Below are 16,465 nucleotides of genomic sequence, written 5' to 3' on the forward strand. Positions count from 1 at the left end.
GCGCGTGAACCGCCCGCCAGGAGCTCGAGCCGTTTTGCCCACCTTTGGAGAGAGTCATGGGACAGTACGCCGCGCCGCTGCGCGACATGCAATTCGTGTTGCACGAGCTTCTGAACGTCGAAGCCGAAGTCAAGCAAATGCCCAAGCATGCGGACCTCGACGCCGACACGATCAACCAGGTCCTCGAGGAAGCGGGCAAGTTCTGCTCCGAGGTACTGTTCCCGCTGAACCAGGTCGGCGACCGCGAAGGCTGCACCTATGAAGGCGACGGCGTCGTGAAGACCCCGACCGGCTTCAAGGAAGCGTATCGGCAATACGTCGAGGCCGGCTGGCCGGCGCTCGGCTGCGATCCGGAATACGGCGGCCAGGGCCTGCCCGCGTTCGTGAACAACGCACTCTACGAAATGCTGAACTCGGCGAACCAGGCATGGACGATGTATCCGGGCCTGTCGCACGGCGCGTATGAATGCCTGCACGCGCACGGCGCGCCGGAACTGCAGCAGCAATACCTGCCGAAGCTTGTGTCGGGCGAATGGACGGGCACGATGTGCCTGACCGAGCCGCACTGCGGCACCGACCTCGGCATCCTGCGTACCAAGGCCGAACCGAACGGCGACGGCTCGTACTCGATCAGCGGCACGAAGATCTTCATCTCGAGCGGCGAGCACGACATGTCGAAGAACATCGTCCACCTCGTGCTCGCGCGCCTGCCGGACGCGCCGCAAGGCACGAAGGGGATCTCGCTGTTCATCGTGCCGAAGTTCATTCCGGACGCTTCGGGCGAGCCGGGCGAACGCAACGGCATCAAGTGCGGCTCGATCGAACACAAGATGGGCATCCACGGCAATTCGACGTGCGTGATGAACCTCGACGGCGCGAAGGGCTGGATGGTCGGCGAGCCGAACAAGGGCTTGAACGCGATGTTCGTGATGATGAATGCCGCGCGCCTCGGCGTCGGCATGCAGGGCCTCGGCCTCACGGAAGTCGCGTACCAGAACTCGCTGACGTACGCGAAGGAACGCCTGCAGATGCGCTCGCTGACGGGCCCGAAGGCGCCGGACAAGCCGGCCGACCCGATCATCGTGCACCCGGACGTGCGCCGCATGCTGCTTACGCAGAAGGCCTACGCGGAAGGCGCGCGCGCGTTCACGTACTGGTCCGCGCTGCAGATCGACAAGGAACTGTCGCACGCCGACGAAGCGGTGCGCAAGGAAGCGGCCGACCTCGTCGCGCTGCTCACGCCGATCATCAAGGCGTTCCTGACCGACAACGCGTTCGAGTCGACCAACCACGCGATGCAGATCTACGGCGGCCACGGCTTCATCTCCGAGTGGGGCATGGAGCAATACGTGCGCGACGCGCGGATCAACATGATCTACGAAGGCACGAACTCGATCCAGTCGCTCGACCTGCTGGGCCGCAAGGTGCTCGGCGACATGGGCGCGAAGCTGAAGAAGTTCGGCAAGCTCGTGACGGAATTCGCGGAAGCCGAAGGCGTGAAGCCGGAAATGGCCGAGTTCATCAACCCGCTCGCCGACATCGGCGAGAAGGTGCAGAAGCTGACGATGGAAATCGGCATGAAGGCGATGCAGAACCCCGACGAAGTCGGCGCTGCGGCCGTGCCGTACCTGCGCACCGTCGGCCACCTGGTGTTCTCGTACTTCTGGGCGCGGATGGCGCGCCTCGCACTCGACAACGAAGCATCGGGGGATCCGTTCTACAAGTCGAAGCTCGCGACGGCCCGCTTCTATTTCGCGCGTCTGCTGCCCGAGACGGCATCGACGATCCGCGCCGCGCGCGCGGGTTCGAAGACGCTGATGGAAGTCGACGAATCGCTGTTCTGACGCGAGTCCGGGCGGTGCGCGTCGCGCGCCGCCCGAACGCAACGGTTCCTGGTACTCACTTCGCCGTGCAGCCCTCACATTCCGCGCTGCACGACACTATCCGGAGACATCCCGTGAGCAATTTCCTGATTCGCAAGGTCGCCGTGCTGGGCGCCGGCGTGATGGGCGCGCAGATCGCCGCGCACCTCGTCAACGCGCGCGTGCCGGTGCTGCTGTTCGACCTGCCGGCCAAGGAAGGCCCGAAAAACGCGATCGCGCTGAAGGCGATCGAGAACCTGAAGAAGCTGTCGCCCGCGCCGTTCGGCGTGAAGGACGATGCGAAGTACCTCGAGGCGGCCAACTACGAAGACGACATCGCGAAGCTGGCGGAATGCGACGTCGTGATCGAGGCGATCGCCGAGCGGATGGACTGGAAGCACGACCTGTACAAGAAGGTCGCGCCGCACATCGCGCCGAACGCGATCTTCGCGACCAACACGTCGGGCCTGTCGATCACGAAGCTGTCCGAAGGTTTCTCGGACGAGTTGAAGTCGCGCTTCTGCGGCGTGCACTTCTTCAACCCGCCGCGCTACATGCACCTCGTCGAGCTGATCCCGACCGCGCATACGCGCCCGGAGATCCTCGACCAGCTCGAAACCTTCCTGACGAGCGTCGTCGGCAAGGGCGTCGTGCGCGCGAAGGATACGCCGAACTTCATCGCGAACCGTGTCGGCATCTTCTCGATCCTCGCGGTGATCACCGAGGCCGCGAAGTTCGGCCTGCGCTTCGACGAAGTCGACGATTTGACGGGCAGCCGCCTCGGCCGCGCCAAGTCGGCGACGTTCCGCACCGCGGACGTGGTCGGCCTCGACACGATGGCGCACGTGATCAAGACGATGCAGGACAACCTCGCCGACGATCCGTTCTTCCCGGTCTACCAGACGCCTGCCGTGCTCGCCGAGCTGGTGAAGCAGGGCGCGCTCGGCCAGAAGACGGGCGGCGGTTTCTACAAGAAGGAAGGCAAGGCGATCAAGGTGCTCGACGCGAAGACGGGCACCTACGTCGATTCGGGCGCGAAGGCGGACGAAACGGTCGGCCGCATCCTGAAGCGCCCGCCGGCCGAGCGCCTGAAGCTGCTGCGCGAGACGGACCATCCGCACGCGCAGTTCCTGTGGTCGATCTTCCGCGACGTGTTCCACTACATCGGCGTGCATCTCGAATCGATCGCCGACAACGCGCGCGACGTCGATCTCGCGATCCGCTGGGGCTTCGGCTGGAACGAGGGCCCGTTCGAAGGCTGGCAGGCCGCCGGCTGGAAGCAGGTTGCCGAGTGGGTGCAGGAAGACATCGCGGCCGGCAAGGCGCTCGCGAACGTGCCGCTTCCGTCGTGGGTGCTCGAAGGCCCGGTCGCCGAGAAGGGCGGCGTGCACACGGCCGAAGGCTCGTGGGCGCCGGCATCGAAGCGCTTCGTGCCGCGTTCGGACCTCGCGGTCTACGACAAGCAGGTGTTCCGTGCGCCGCTGCTCGGCGAAGCGGGCGCCGATCCGAAGACGTACGGCAAGACGCTGTTCGAAACCGACGCGGTGCGCGCGTGGGTCGACGATCGTGCCGGCGAGGACGACGTCGTGATCGTGTCGTTCAAGTCGAAGATGAACACGATCGGACCGAGCGTGATCGACGGCCTCGTGCAGGCGATCGAACTCGCGGAGAAGGACTACAAGGGCGTGGTGATCTGGCAGCCGACGTCGCTGAAGCTCGGCACGCCGGGCGGCCCGTTCTCGGCCGGCGCGAACCTCGAGGAGGCGATGCCCGCGTTCATGATGGGCGGCGCAAAGGGCATCGAGCCGTTCGTGAAGAAGTTCCAGGAAGGCATGCTGCGCGTGAAGTACGCGAACGTGCCGGTGGTGGTGGCCGTGTCGGGCATCGCGCTCGGCGGCGGGTGCGAGCTGATGCTGCACAGCGCGAAGCGTGTCGTGCACGTCGAGAGCTACATCGGTCTCGTCGAAGTGGGCGTCGGCCTCGTGCCGGCGGGCGGCGGCCTGAAGGAAGCGGCGCTGCGCGCGGCGGACGCCGCGACGGCCGCGAACGCGACCACCGACATCCTGAAGTTCGTCACGAAGTCGTTCGAGAACGCGGCGATGGCGAAGGTGTCGGCGTCCGCGCACGACGCACGCGCGATGGGTTACGTGAAGCCGTCCGACACGATCGTCTTCAACGTGTTCGAACTGCTCGACACCGCGAAGAAGGAAGCGCGTGCGCTGGCCGCCGTCGGCTACCGTGCGCCGCTGCGTGCGAAGGACGTGCCGGTGGCAGGCCGCTCGGCGATCGCGACGATCAAGGCATCGCTCGTCAACATGCGCGACGGCCGCTTCATCAGCGACCACGACTACCTGATCGCGAGCCGCATCGCCGAAGCGGTGTGCGGCGGCGACGTCGAAGCCGGCAGCCTCGTCGACGAGCAGTGGCTGCTCGCGCTGGAGCGCCGTGCGTTCGTCGAGTTGCTCGGCACGCAGAAGACGCAGGAACGGATCATGGGCATGTTGCAGACCGGCAAGCCGGTGCGTAACTGAGCGAGCGGACAGAGCGGACAAGGAGTCTGAAATGAGCAAACAATTGCAAGACGCATACATCGTCGCCGCCAGCCGCACGCCGATCGGCAAGGCTCCGCGCGGTGTGTTCAAGAACACGCGGCCGGACGAGCTGCTGGTCCACGCGATCAAGTCGGCGGTCGCGCAGGTGCCCGGCTTCGACACGAAGCTGATCGAGGACGCGATCATCGGCTGCGCGATTCCGGAAGCCGAGCAGGGCCTGAACGTCGCGCGCATGGGCGCGCTGCTCGCCGGCCTGCCGCAGACGGTCGGCGGCGTGACGGTCAACCGCTTCTGCGCGTCGGGCATCACCGCGCTGGCGATGGCGGCCGACCGGATCCGCGTCGGCGAATCGGACGCGATCTTCGCGGGCGGCTGCGAGTCGATGAGCATGGTGCCGATGATGGGCAACAAGCCGTCGATGTCGCCGCACATCTTCGATCGCAACGAAGATTTCGGCATCGCGTACGGGATGGGCCTGACGGCCGAGCGCGTCGCCGAGCAGTGGAAGGTGAGCCGCGAGGACCAGGACGCGTTCTCGGTCGAGTCGCACCGCAAGGCGCTCGCCGCGCAGCAGGCCGGCGAGTTCAACGACGAGATCGCCGCCTACACGATCACCGAGCGCTTCCCGAACCTCGCGACCGGCGAAATCGACGTGAAGACGCGCGAGATCAAGCTCGACGAAGGTCCGCGCGCGGATACGTCGATCGAAGGCCTCGCGAAGCTGCGCACGGTATTCGCGAACAAGGGCTCGGTCACGGCCGGCAACAGCTCGCAGACGTCGGACGGCGCCGGCGCGCTGCTCGTCGTGTCGGAGAAAGTGCTGAAGGCGTTCAACCTGACGCCGCTCGCGCGCTTCGTGAGCTTCGCGGTGCGCGGCGTGCCGCCGGAAATCATGGGCATCGGCCCGAAGGAAGCGATTCCGGCCGCGTTGAAGGCCGCCGGCCTGAAGCAGGACGATCTCGACTGGATCGAGCTGAACGAAGCGTTCGCCGCCCAATCGCTGGCGGTGATGCGCGACCTCGGCCTCGATCCGTCGAAGGTCAACCCGATGGGCGGCGCGATCGCACTGGGCCACCCGCTCGGCGCGACCGGCGCGATCCGCGCGGCGACCGTCGTGCACGGCCTGCGCCGCCGCAACCTGAAGTACGGGATGGTCACGATGTGCGTCGGCACCGGCATGGGCGCCGCGGGCATCATCGAACGCCTGTAAGCGGGACGCGACGAAAAGCGACGACGGTGCGCGGGCCACGAGCTCGCGCACCGTTTTTTATTCCGGTAGAGGACAGTTCAAGGAGACGGTTGTGGCCGACATTCAAGTGGAGCGCGCCGACGGCGTGATGACGATCACGATCGCGCGCCCGGCGAAGAAGAACGCGCTGACGGCGGCGATGTACCAGACGATGGCCGATGCGCTCGCCGACGCGCAGGAAGACAAGGCGGTCCGCGTGATCCTGCTGCGCGGCAGCGACGGCAATTTCAGCGCGGGGAACGATCTCGAGGATTTCCTGAAGTCGCCGCCGAAGGACGATACCGCGTCGGTCTTCCAGTTTCTGGCGCGGATCAGCAGCGCGAGCAAGCCGATCGTGGCGGCGGTGCCGGGCATCGCGGTGGGCGTCGGCGTGACGATGCTGCTGCACTGCGATCTGGTCTACGCGGCCGATACCGCGACGTTCTCGCTGCCGTTCGCGCAGCTCGGGCTGTGCCCGGAAGCCGCGTCGAGCGCGCTGCTGCCGCGCCTGGCCGGCCATCAGGTCGCCGCCGAGAAGCTGTTGCTCGGCGAAGCGTTCGACGCGCTGGAGGCGCACCGGATCGGCATCGTCAATCGCGTGCTGCCGGCGGCCGAACTCGACGCATTCGCGGCGAAGCAGGCGGCGAAGCTGGCGGCGTTGCCTGCGGCATCGCTGCGTGTGACGAAGGCGCTGTTGAAGGATACGGGCGGCGTGGCGACGCCCGCGCGGATGGCCGAGGAGGCGCGCCACTTCGCCGCGATGCTGCGCGCGCCGGAAGCGCGCGAGGCGATGACGGCGTTCTTCGAGAAGCGCAAGCCGGATTTCCGTCAGTTCGACTGATGGAGCGGGCCGCGCCGGCGGCGGATCGCCGGCGCGCGATTGCGATCAGGCCGTGCCGTAGTCGACGTGGCCCGTTTCGCGGCAGAAGCTGACGAGCCGCAAGCCGGCCGCCTTCGCGATCTCGATCGCGAGCGACGACGGTGCGGAGATGGTCGCGACCAGCGGGATGCCGACCCGCGCGGCCTTGCGTACGAGCTCGTAGCTCGCGCGGCTCGACAGGAACACGAAGCCGTCGGTGGTGTCGGCGCGCGACAGCACGAGCGAGCCGATCAGCTTGTCGAGCGCATTGTGGCGGCCGACGTCCTCGAAGGCCATCCGGATCGCGCCTGTTGCGTCGCACCACGCGGCCGCATGCAGGCCGCCGGTCAGTTTCGTGAGCGCCTGGTGTGCCGGCAGCGCATGCGCGGCACGCGCGAGCGCGTCGGGCGCGAGGCGCGCGAGAAAGCCGGTATCGGGCACGCGTTCGGGCGCAAGGTCGAGCAGGTCGATGCTTTCGATGCCGCAGACGCCGCAGCCCGTGCGCCCCGCGAGCGCGCGGCGCCGGTCCTTCAGCGCGGCGAACGCCTGCTGGACGACTTCCAGGTGGACTTCCGCATGCGGCAGCGGCGCGTCGGCGTGCAGGATCACCTCGATGTCCTTGATGTCGCTGCCGCGCGCAACGATCCCTTCCGAGATCGCGAAGCCGACCGCGAACGCTTCGAGGTCGCATGGCGTACACATCATCACTGCGTGCGAGATGCCGTTGAAGACGAGTGCGACCGGCCATTCCTGGCCGACGAAGTCGTGCGCGGTCTGGACCGCGCCGCCGCGCGTGCGGCTCACGGGCAGCTCGATCGCGCCGCGCGGTTCATCGCGAAGTTCGTCGCGCGGTTCGTCTGATTGGGTCGGATTCACGAGCACTCCCGTTGATTCGAAGCACGGCCGGCGACGATCGTGCCGCCACCCGCGCGCAGAGGTTCTAAAATACCTCAGGCAAGCCGGCCGCGCCGGCATCCGCCACGTCAGGTAACGACCATGGGACTCAGCGACGCTCCGTTGCTCTTCAACTTCGAACACGATTCGTCGGAAAACTTCACGTATATCCCGATGATCGTGCGTTTCAATCTCGATCGCTTCGGGCTGCGGATTTCGCTCGAACAGTGGCAACTGCTGCCGCTCGAGGACCGCAAGCTGCTCGCGCGCTTTCCGGCCGACGACGACACCGCGATCGAGCCCAACTTCGATCACGCGCTGTTCGAAATGCTGCGCACGCACGCCGATCTGGAGCCGTCATGGTTCCAGCCGGACGAGCAGCCGGCCTGGCGCGTCGTCGATACGGTGCCGGAGTCGCTCGTGGAGCAGAGCGCGCTGGCCGGGCTGCCGGCGCCCGCGCTCGTGCAGTGGCAGCGGCTCGCACCGTTCCAGCGCTACGTGCTCGTCAAGCTGTCGCGCAAGCCGACGCTGAATCACGATTTCCTGCCCGCGATGCGGGAGTTCGGGCTGACGGCCACGCACTGACGGCCGCCTGCCGCGCTGCGACGGCGCCTGCCCGTCAGAGCGGCGGCAGTTGCCGCGGCTTGCGGTCGGAGCCGGTCGCGACGTACGTGAGCGTCGCTTCGGTCACCTTCACGACTTCGCCCATGAGGCGCATGCGCTGGGCGTACACCTCGACGTCGACCGTGATCGACGTATTGCCGGTGCGCATGATGGTGGCGTAGAAGCTCAGCAGGTCGCCGACGAATACCGGTTGCTTGAACACGAACGAGTTGACCGCGACCGTCGCGACACGGCCGTTCGCGCGCTGGCTCGCGGGAATCGAGCCGGCGATGTCGACCTGCGACATGATCCAGCCGCCGAACACGTCGCCGTGAACGTTCGCGTCGTGCGGTTGCGGGACGACGCGCAGCGCGGGCTGCTTCTGCGGGAGATCGAGGGTCGAATCGGTCATGGCGGGGGCTTTCATCCTGTAATAAATGGGCCGCCGCGCGCAGCCCGGCCGGCGAGGGCGCCGGCAGCGGCGCGAAGCGGCTTCTGCGACAATACAACGTTCGCAAATTGTACGAGAAAGCGCGCGAGCCGGCCGCCGATACGCGCGTCCGGTGTCGCCGCACAACCCTTCCCTCCATGCGCCGATTTCCCGCTTCCGGCGAGCCCGCGCCGGCTTCGACCGGGCCTCGCAACGACTGGCAGACCATCCGGTCGCTGCTGCCGTACCTGACCACCTACAAATGGCGCGTCGCGCTCGCGCTCGGCTGCCTGATCGGTGCGAAGGTCGCGAACCTCGGCGTGCCGGTCGTGATGAAGCGCATCGTCGACCATCTGTCCTACGTGCAGCAGCTCACCGCGCTCGGCCGTGCCGAGCAGTCGGCCGGCATCGTGCTCGCGGGCGGCGTCGGGCTCCTGGTTCTCGCGTATGCGCTCGTGCGGCTGTCGACGTCGCTCTTCACCGAGCTGCGCGAAATCCTGTTCTCGAAGGTCACCGAGAGCGCGGTGCGCCAGCTCGCGCTGCAGGTGTTCCGGCATCTGCACGGGCTGTCGCTGCGGTTTCACCTCGAACGCCAGACGGGCGGCATGTCGCGCGACATCGAGCGCGGCACGCGCGGCATCCAGCAACTGATTTCGTATTCGCTGTACAGCATCCTGCCGACGCTCGTCGAGGTCGGGCTCGTGCTCGGCTTCTTCGTGGTCAAGTACGAGGCCTACTACGCATACGTGACGTTCGCGGCGCTGGTCACGTACATCGTGTTCACCGTGAAGGTCACCAACTGGCGCACGCACTTTCGCCGCACGATGAACGAACTCGATTCGCGCGCGAACTCGCGGGCAATCGACTCGCTGATCAACTACGAGACGGTGAAGTACTTCGGCAACGAGGAGTGGGAGGCGCAGCGCTACGACGAGAACCTGAAGCGCTACCGGAAGGCCGCGATCCGCTCGCAGAACTCGCTGTCGGTGCTGAACTTCGGCCAGCAGGCAATCATCGGCACGGGGCTCGTGTTCATCCTGTGGCGCGCGACCCAGGGCGTGCTCGCAGGCAAGCTGACGCTCGGCGATCTCGTGCTGATCAACACGTTCATGCTGCAGCTGTACATTCCGCTGAACTTCCTCGGCGTCGTCTATCGCGAGCTGAAGCAGAGCCTGACCGACATGGACCGGATGTTCGGGCTGCTGTCGGCGCCGAAGGAGGTGGCCGATCGGCCCGATGCGCCGCCGCTCGCGGTGGCCGGCGCGCAGGTGCGTTTCGAGCACGTGAACTTCGCGTACGAGCCGTCGCGGCAGATCCTGCACGACGTGACGTTTACGATCGATGCCGGCACGACGACCGCGGTGGTCGGCCACAGCGGTTCGGGGAAGTCGACGCTGTCGCGGCTGCTGTTCCGCTTCTACGATCTCGATCGGCAGGCGGGCGGCGCGATCCGGATCGACGGCCAGGATATCCGCGACGTCACTCAGGAATCGCTGCGTGCATCGATCGGGATCGTGCCGCAGGACACCGTGCTGTTCAACGACTCGATCTACTACAACATCGCGTACGGCCGGCCGACCGCGACCCGCGACGAGGTGGTCGCGGCCGCGCGCGCCGCGCACATCCACGATTTCATCGAAAGTCTGCCGAAGGGCTATGACACGCCGGTCGGCGAGCGCGGGCTGAAGCTGTCGGGCGGCGAGAAGCAGCGCGTCGCGATCGCGCGCACGCTGCTGAAGGATCCGCCGGTGCTGCTGTTCGACGAAGCGACGTCGGCGCTCGATTCGCGCTCGGAACGCGCGATCCAGCACGAACTCGACCAGATCGCGCGGCATCGCACGACGCTCGTGATCGCTCACCGGCTGTCGACGGTCGTGCACGCGCAGCAGATCCTCGTGATGGACCACGGGCGGATCGTCGAGCGCGGCACGCACGACGAACTCGTGCGCGCCGACGGGCTGTATGCGCAGATGTGGGCGCTGCAGCAGCAACGCGCGGCGGCCGGCGGAGAAGAGGCCGAGGCCGCGTGAGTGCGGGTGTCGCACGAGGCGGTGCGCGGCCCGGGCGGGCGGGTTGCCGGCTGTCCGGCAGCGTGGCGGCGGCACGGCCGGGTGAACCGGCGGGGCGTTCGCTCCACTCGATTCCGGATCGGTTCGCGGCCGGTTGACCGGGCGCCGTCGTCGACCCGTCAGCCCATCGGCCCATCGGCCGCCGCGCCGGCGAACCGGCAGTCAGCCGCGAAACGATCAGCCCGCGGCGGCGCGCAGCCGCGCGTCGAGTTCGCCGAGCTGCGCGGGCGTGCCGACGTTCTCCCAGATTCCTTCGTACAGTTCGCCGCTCGCGTGGCCGGCTTCGATCGCCGCGCGATAGTACGGCGTCAGCGCGCGCCGCGTGCCGGGCGCCAGGTCGCGGAACATCCGCGTGTCGTACAGGCCGATGTTGCCGAACGTGAAGCGCGCGGCGCCGTCGAGCGCGAGACGGCTGTCGTCGCCGAGCGCGAAGTCGCCGGCCGGATGGAACGGCGGGTTCGGCACCATCACGAGGTGCATTGCCGGCGTATCGAGCACGGCCATCCGGGCGGCGCGCGGTGCGAGCGTCCGGTAGTCGAACGCGCAGTACACGTCGCCGCTGACGGCCGCGAACACGGCCGGCTGGCCGTCGCGCTCGAGCAGCGGCAGCGCCTGCGCGATGCCGCCGGCGGTTTCCAGCGCTTCGCCCTCGGCCGAATACGCGAGCCGCACGCCCCAGCGCGAACCGTCGCCGAGCGCGGTTTCGATCTGCTCGCCGAGCCATGCGTGGTTGATCACGATGGTCTCGATGCCCGCACGCGCGAGCGCCTCGATCTGCCACACGATCAGCGGCTTGCCGCCGGCTTCGAGCAGCGGCTTCGGGCGGGTGTCGGTCAGCGGGCGCATCCGTTCGCCGCGCCCGGCGGCGAAAATCATCGCCGTGGTCAGGGTAGTGCTCATGTTCGACTGGGTGTGAGGACGCTCAGAACGTATAGCCGACGTCGGCCGGTGCGTTGCCCTCGAACTCGTCGAGCAGCTTCGCGAACGGCCCGAGCGGGCGGTAGCGCAGCGCGACCTTGCGCGCATACGCGAGGAAGCGCGGCAGGTCGTTCAGATAATGCGGCTTGCCGTCGCGGTAGTTGATGCGCGCGAACAGGCCGAGGATCTTGATATGGCGTTGCAGCCCCATCCATTCCAGCTGACGGTAGAACTCGCCGAAGTCGGGATCGACCGGCAGGCCGGCCTTTTTGGCCTTTTCCCAGTAGTACGCGAAGCAGTCGAGCTCGAACTCCTCGTCCCAACTGACGAATGCGTCGCGCAGCAGCGACACGACGTCGTACGTCAGCGGCCCGTACACGGCATCCTGGAAGTCGAGCACGCCCGGGTTCGGCTCGCACACCATCAGGTTGCGCGGCATGAAGTCGCGCAGCATGAAGCCCTGCGGCTGCGCGTGCGCGCTCGCGACCAGCAGCGCGAACGTGCGGTCGAGCGTGCCGCGCATCGCGTCGGTGACGGGCTTGCCGAGGTGGCGGCCGACGAACCATTCGGGCAGCAGCTCCATTTCGCGGCGCAGGAACGCTTCGTCGAACGGCGGCAGCACGTCGGGCTTCGACGTGAGCTGGAAGCGGATCAGCGCATCGAGCGCGGCGCGCATCAGGGCTCGCGCGGCGGCCGGATCGGCCGGATCGAGCACCGAGATGTACGACGTGCGGCCGAGGTCGGTCACGAGCATGAAGCCCGCGTCGAAATCGTGGGCCAGCACGTCCGGCACGTGGTCGCCGGCCGCGGCGAGCAGCTGCGCGACCTGGACGAACTCGCGGCACTTCTCGGGCGGCGGCGCATCGACCGCGATCAGCGTGCCGCCGGTGCTGGCGGCCGACGCGACGCGGAAATAGCGGCGGAAACTGGCGTCCGACGAGGCGGGCGCGAGCGTCGACAGGTCGAGGGCATACCGCTCGGCGAGCGGGTGCAGCCACGCGGTGAGCGCTTCGAGGCGGGCGTCGGGCTGGGATGCGGCGGATGGGGGCGTCATGAAACTCGGCGGAGGGGGGAACGTCTTGCCATATAATACCCCACGACTTTTTTGACGCGCCCCGCGTCAGCTTCCGCCGTGCAGGCCCGCCGCCTGTCGCGCCGTCCGCCCGATCGCCTCCCCGGTTTGCGAAGAGCCGCAGTCGCGGCTCGACGGCGCGGCCCGCCGCGCGCGAAGGTGCCGTGCAGATGCGGCTGACAAGGGGCGATTCGCCAAACGATAGATGCCGCCCAAACCGCTATTCCCGAATGTTTTCCCCGGTGACGGGGCGCCGCGCAAACGGCGGCTCGCGCTCGCGCTGCTGGCCGTGCCCGGCCTCGTGCCGGCCGTGTCGTACGCGCAGCTGTCGGGTGCGGCTGCGCAGCCGCAGCCGCTCGACTCGCCGTGGGATCTGCGTCTCGCGCCCCAGCTCGAGGATCATCCGCTGAAGGACGGCGCGAAGCCGGCCGCCTTCGTGATCGCCGACCATACGAGCGGCACCGCCGAGCAGGACCTCGCCGCGAAGGGTTCGGCCGAGCTGCGGCGCGGCGACGCCGTCGTGAAGGCCGACGCGATCCACTACGATCAGGATACCGACATGGCCGATGCGTACGGCCAGGTCAAGGTGGTCAATGGCGGTACGTCGTTCGCGGGCCCCGAGGCGCACCTGAAGATCGAGGCGAGCCAGGGCTTCATGACCGCGCCGAAGTATCACTTCAACGTGACGGGCGGGTCGGGCAGCGCGGAGCGCGTCGACATGGTCGACAACGAGCGCTCGGTGTTCGTCAACGGCACGTATACGGCGTGCCAGTGCTCGACGAACCCCGCGTGGTACATCAAGGGCAGCCGCTTCGATTTCGATACGGGCGCCGACGAGGGCACCGCGCGCAACGGCGTGCTGTTCTTCCAGGGCGTGCCGATCTTCGCGAGCCCGTGGATGACGTTCCCGCTGTCGGGCGAGCGGCGCAGCGGCCTGCTGCCGCCGACGTTCTCGATGAACTCGAACAACGGCTTCGAGCTGTCGCTGCCGTACTACTTCAACATCGCGCCGAACCGCGACCTCACGCTCACGCCGCGCATCATCTCGCGGCGCGGCGTGATGGCCGAAGCGACGTTCCGTTACCTGTCGCCGTCGTATTCGGGCACGTTTACGGCCAATTACCTGCCGGATGACCGGCTCGCGCACCGCAACCGCTACGCGATCTACTGGCAGCACCAGCAGAATTTCGGCGGCGGCTTCGGCGGCTACGTCTACTTCAACAAGGTCTCGGACAACACGTATCCCGAAGACCTCGGGTCGGCGAACCAGTTCATCAACGGCACGCAGACGCTGTACCAGCAGGAAGCCGGCCTCACGTACAACAACGGCCCGTGGTCGGTGCTCGCGCGCTACCAGCACTGGCAGACGCTGCCGCCGTCGATCGCGCCGTACAGCCGCGAGCCGCAGTTGAACGTGAAGTACACGAAGTACAACGTCGGCGGCTTCGACTTCGGCGCGGAAGCCGACTATTCGCGGTTTCGCATCACGACCGCCGATGCGACCCAGGGCGACCGGATCGTCTTCAACCCGTACATCTCGTACGGCGTGTACGGCCCCGGCTACTTCGCCGTGCCGAAGGTCCAGTACCACTTCGCGTCGTACGACCTGAACTACCTGTCGTCGACCACGCCGAACAGCCCGAAGCGTTTCACCGAGTCGATCCCGACCGTGAGCTTCGATTCGGGCCTGATCTTCGATCGTTCGGTGCGCCTGTTCGGCCAGGACTTCATCCAGACCCTCGAGCCGCGCCTGTACTACGTGTACACGCCGTATCGCGACCAGTCCAACGCGCCGCTGTTCGACACCGCGGAATCGGACTTCGGCCTCGCGGAGATCTACCAGCCGAACACGTACGTCGGTAACGACCGGATCGCCGATGCGAACCGGATCACGGCCGGCCTGACGTCGCGCTTCATCGATCCGCGCACCGGCGACGAGCGCGCGCGCTTCGTGATCGCGCAGCAGTACTACTTCGCCGATCAGCGCGTCACGCTGAACCCCGGGCAGAGCGCCGTGCTGGCGCGTCACTCGGACCTGATCGTCGGCGCCGCGCTGAAGCTCGGCTCGGGCTTCATGTCGGAAACGGCGTTCCAGTACAACCAGAACAACAACCAGCTCGTGAAGTCGAGCGTCGGTTTCGGCTACAGCCCGGGCGAGCGCCGCGTGATCAACGTCGGCTACCGCTATACGCGCGCGAACACCACGCTCGACAACCAGCCGATCAACCAGTTCCTGGTGTCCGCGCAATGGCCGCTCACGCGCCGCCTGTATGCGATCGGCCGTTTCAACTACGACCTCGCCGGAGATCGCGTGGTCGACGGTCTGGTCGGCTTACAATACGACGCGGATTGCTGGGCGCTCGGAGTCGGGGTGCAGCGGGCCGCGAACGGCATCAATTCGTCGGGACAGCAGAACTCGTCGACGCGATTCATGATGCAACTGACGCTCAAGGGCTTGTCGACCGTCGACAACGGCCTCGTGTCCGCATTCCGCGCCGGGGTGCCGGGCTACACGCCGTTGCCGCCGCCGCCGCCGCCGATGTCCCGCTTCAGCAACTACGAGTAACGCCGGCATGTCTGCACCGGTCAGCACGATTTCAATGGAGTTTCAGTGGCAATGAAGAAAACCCTTCGTTTCGCGGCAGTCGTGTCCAGCCTCGCCGCGTCCGCCGCGCTGCTCGCCGCCGCGCCGGCCGCGGCGCAGGCGCTCGGTTCGCAAGGTGCGCAGCTCGCCGACGAAGTCGTCGCGGTCGTCAACAACGACGTGATCACGGGCCGCGAACTCGACCAGCGCGTGGGCCTGATCGCACGCCGGCTGCAGCAGCAGAACGCGCCGGTGCCGCCGGCCGACCAGTTGCGCGCGCAGGTGCTGAACCAGATGGTGCTCGAACGTATCCAGGTGCAGAAGGCCAAGGACGACGGGATCCGCATCGACGATGCGACCGTGCAGGCCACGCTGCAGCGCCTCGCGCAGGCGAACGGGATGACGCTCGACCAGTACCGCGCGCGTCTCGAGGCGCAAGGCGTGCCCTGGAGCATCTTCACGAACGACGCGCGCACCGAGCTGATGCTGTCGAAGCTGCGCGAGCGCGAGGTCGACGGCAAGATCACGGTGTCGGACGCCGAGGTCGCGAACTACATTGCGAGCCAGCGCGGGCCGAACGCGTCGCAGCAGCAGGACCTGCGCTTCCAGCACATCTTCATCAAGGCGCCCACCAACGCGCCGCAGGCCGATATCGAAGCCGCGCAGAAGAAGGCCGAAGCGCTGCTGCAGCAGGCGAAGTCGGGCGCCGATTTCGAGCGGCTCGCAAAGAACAACTCCGAAGCGAACGACGCGAAGAAGGGCGGCGATCTCGGCTTCAAGGCGCCGAGCGCGCTGCCGGCCGAGGTCGTCGACGCCGCGTCGAAGCTGCGCCCGGGCCAGGTCAACCCGACGCTGATCCGCGTGCCGGACGGCTTCGAGATCGTGCGTCTCGTCGACCGCCGCCAGAGCCAGGGCGCGAGCGCCGCGGCGCCGAAGATCGTCCAGACGCACGTGCGCCACATCCTGCTGCGCGTCGGCGAAGGCAAGTCGGAAGGCCAGGCGCGTCAGCAACTGGTCGACATCCGCAACCAGGTCGAGGCCGGCGGCGATTTCGCGAAGTTCGCGCGCACCTACTCGCAGGACGGTTCGGCCTCGCAGGGCGGCGATCTCGGCTGGATCAGCCCGGGCGAGACCGTGCCGGAATTCGAGCGCGCGATGAACAACCTGCAGGACGGCCAGATCAGCCAGCCGATTCGTACCGAATACGGCTACCACCTGATCCAGGTGCTGAACCGCCGCGAGGCGGAAGGGTCGGTGCAGCAGCAGATGGACATCGCCCGTCAGGCGATCGGCCAGCGCAAGGCCGAACAGGCGTATGCCGACTGGCTGCGCGAACTGCGCGATTCGTCGTACGTGCAGTACAAGATCGGCGGCGTCGGCCCGGCGAACTGAGC

12 protein-coding genes are annotated in these 16,465 nt (G+C 67.3%); 8 read left to right on the forward strand and 4 right to left on the reverse strand.

Annotation, left to right across the window (positions count from 1 at the left end; translation table 11 throughout):
* Nucleotides 1-56: 56 nt before the first annotated feature.
* The 4 genes from HWX09_RS20480 to HWX09_RS20495 all read left to right on the forward strand — a co-directional run bounded on the left by HWX09_RS20480 (nt 57) and on the right by HWX09_RS20495 (nt 6,483).
* Nucleotides 57-1,844, forward strand: a complete 1,788-nt coding sequence (locus HWX09_RS20480) for an acyl-CoA dehydrogenase C-terminal domain-containing protein (protein WP_027785393.1) — start codon at nt 57-59, stop codon at nt 1,842-1,844.
* 113 nt (nt 1,845-1,957) lie between these two features.
* Nucleotides 1,958-4,393 carry a 3-hydroxyacyl-CoA dehydrogenase/enoyl-CoA hydratase family protein gene (locus HWX09_RS20485; protein WP_027785392.1) on the forward strand — a complete coding sequence of 812 codons (2,436 nt, stop codon included), beginning with the start codon at nt 1,958-1,960 and terminating at the stop codon, nt 4,391-4,393.
* A 31-nt stretch (nt 4,394-4,424) separates the two neighbouring features.
* Nucleotides 4,425-5,624 (forward strand): acetyl-CoA C-acyltransferase, encoded by a 1,200-nt coding sequence (locus HWX09_RS20490; protein ID WP_027785391.1) that lies wholly within the window; start codon nt 4,425-4,427, stop codon nt 5,622-5,624.
* Between the two features lie 91 nt (nt 5,625-5,715).
* On the forward strand, nt 5,716-6,483 hold the full coding sequence (locus HWX09_RS20495; RefSeq protein ID WP_027785390.1) for an enoyl-CoA hydratase: 768 nt from the start codon (nt 5,716-5,718) through the stop codon (nt 6,481-6,483).
* 45 nt (nt 6,484-6,528) lie between these two features.
* Here HWX09_RS20495 and fdhD read toward each other — a convergent pair whose 3' ends face one another.
* Nucleotides 6,529-7,383: a formate dehydrogenase accessory sulfurtransferase FdhD gene (gene fdhD / locus HWX09_RS20500; protein WP_089499158.1), complete on the reverse strand. Its 855-nt coding sequence runs from the start codon at nt 7,381-7,383 to the stop codon at nt 6,529-6,531.
* Nucleotides 7,384-7,497: 114 nt separating this feature from the next.
* On the opposite strand from fdhD, the gene HWX09_RS20505 reads away from it, so the two are divergent.
* A complete protein-coding gene (locus HWX09_RS20505; protein WP_027785388.1) occupies nt 7,498-7,980 on the forward strand; it encodes a nitrate reductase associated protein in 483 nt (160 codons plus the stop codon).
* A gap of 34 nt (nt 7,981-8,014) precedes the next feature.
* Here the strand turns inward: HWX09_RS20505 and HWX09_RS20510 are convergent, their stop codons facing one another.
* Nucleotides 8,015-8,410, reverse strand: a complete 396-nt coding sequence (locus HWX09_RS20510; protein WP_027785387.1) for an acyl-CoA thioesterase — start codon at nt 8,408-8,410, stop codon at nt 8,015-8,017.
* Between the two features lie 176 nt (nt 8,411-8,586).
* Between HWX09_RS20510 and HWX09_RS20515 the strand changes: the two genes are divergently transcribed.
* Complete coding sequence (locus HWX09_RS20515; RefSeq protein ID WP_027785386.1) at nt 8,587-10,458, forward strand: ABC transporter ATP-binding protein/permease; 1,872 nt, start codon at nt 8,587-8,589, stop codon at nt 10,456-10,458.
* A 216-nt stretch (nt 10,459-10,674) separates the two neighbouring features.
* Here HWX09_RS20515 and murU read toward each other — a convergent pair whose 3' ends face one another.
* Together murU and HWX09_RS20525 are read right to left on the reverse strand one after the other, a co-directional pair.
* On the reverse strand, nt 10,675-11,397 hold the full coding sequence (murU, locus tag HWX09_RS20520) for an N-acetylmuramate alpha-1-phosphate uridylyltransferase MurU (protein ID WP_027785385.1): 723 nt from the start codon (nt 11,395-11,397) through the stop codon (nt 10,675-10,677).
* A 22-nt stretch (nt 11,398-11,419) separates the two neighbouring features.
* Nucleotides 11,420-12,469, reverse strand: coding sequence for a phosphotransferase (locus HWX09_RS20525; protein WP_027785384.1), 1,050 nt, complete (start codon nt 12,467-12,469; stop codon nt 11,420-11,422).
* 223 nt (nt 12,470-12,692) lie between these two features.
* Here HWX09_RS20525 and HWX09_RS20530 point away from each other — a divergent pair, with 223 nt between their 5' ends.
* Both HWX09_RS20530 and HWX09_RS20535 read left to right on the forward strand, forming a co-directional pair.
* On the forward strand, nt 12,693-15,053 hold the full coding sequence (locus HWX09_RS20530) for an LPS-assembly protein LptD (RefSeq protein ID WP_027785383.1): 2,361 nt from the start codon (nt 12,693-12,695) through the stop codon (nt 15,051-15,053).
* A gap of 51 nt (nt 15,054-15,104) precedes the next feature.
* A complete protein-coding gene (locus HWX09_RS20535; protein WP_027785382.1) occupies nt 15,105-16,463 on the forward strand; it encodes a peptidylprolyl isomerase in 1,359 nt (452 codons plus the stop codon).
* The last annotated feature ends 2 nt before the right edge of the window (nt 16,464-16,465 follow it).

Source organism: Burkholderia sp. BCC1208, from assembly GCF_902833095.1.
Classification (GTDB): Bacteria; Pseudomonadota; Gammaproteobacteria; order Burkholderiales; family Burkholderiaceae; genus Burkholderia.

Coding starts and splice junctions, on each gene's coding strand:
- murU (WP_027785385.1), bottom strand. CDS start 11,397: ATGAGCACTACCCTGACCACGGCGATGATTTTCGCCGCCGGGCGCGGC.
- HWX09_RS20515 (WP_027785386.1), top strand. CDS start 8,587: ATGCGCCGATTTCCCGCTTCCGGCGAGCCCGCGCCGGCTTCGACCGGG.
- HWX09_RS20510 (WP_027785387.1), bottom strand. CDS start 8,410: ATGACCGATTCGACCCTCGATCTCCCGCAGAAGCAGCCCGCGCTGCGC.
- HWX09_RS20525 (WP_027785384.1), bottom strand. CDS start 12,469: ATGACGCCCCCATCCGCCGCATCCCAGCCCGACGCCCGCCTCGAAGCG.
- HWX09_RS20505 (WP_027785388.1), top strand. CDS start 7,498: ATGGGACTCAGCGACGCTCCGTTGCTCTTCAACTTCGAACACGATTCG.
- HWX09_RS20530 (WP_027785383.1), top strand. CDS start 12,693: ATGCCGCCCAAACCGCTATTCCCGAATGTTTTCCCCGGTGACGGGGCG.
- HWX09_RS20535 (WP_027785382.1), top strand. CDS start 15,105: ATGAAGAAAACCCTTCGTTTCGCGGCAGTCGTGTCCAGCCTCGCCGCG.
- HWX09_RS20490 (WP_027785391.1), top strand. CDS start 4,425: ATGAGCAAACAATTGCAAGACGCATACATCGTCGCCGCCAGCCGCACG.
- HWX09_RS20480 (WP_027785393.1), top strand. CDS start 57: ATGGGACAGTACGCCGCGCCGCTGCGCGACATGCAATTCGTGTTGCAC.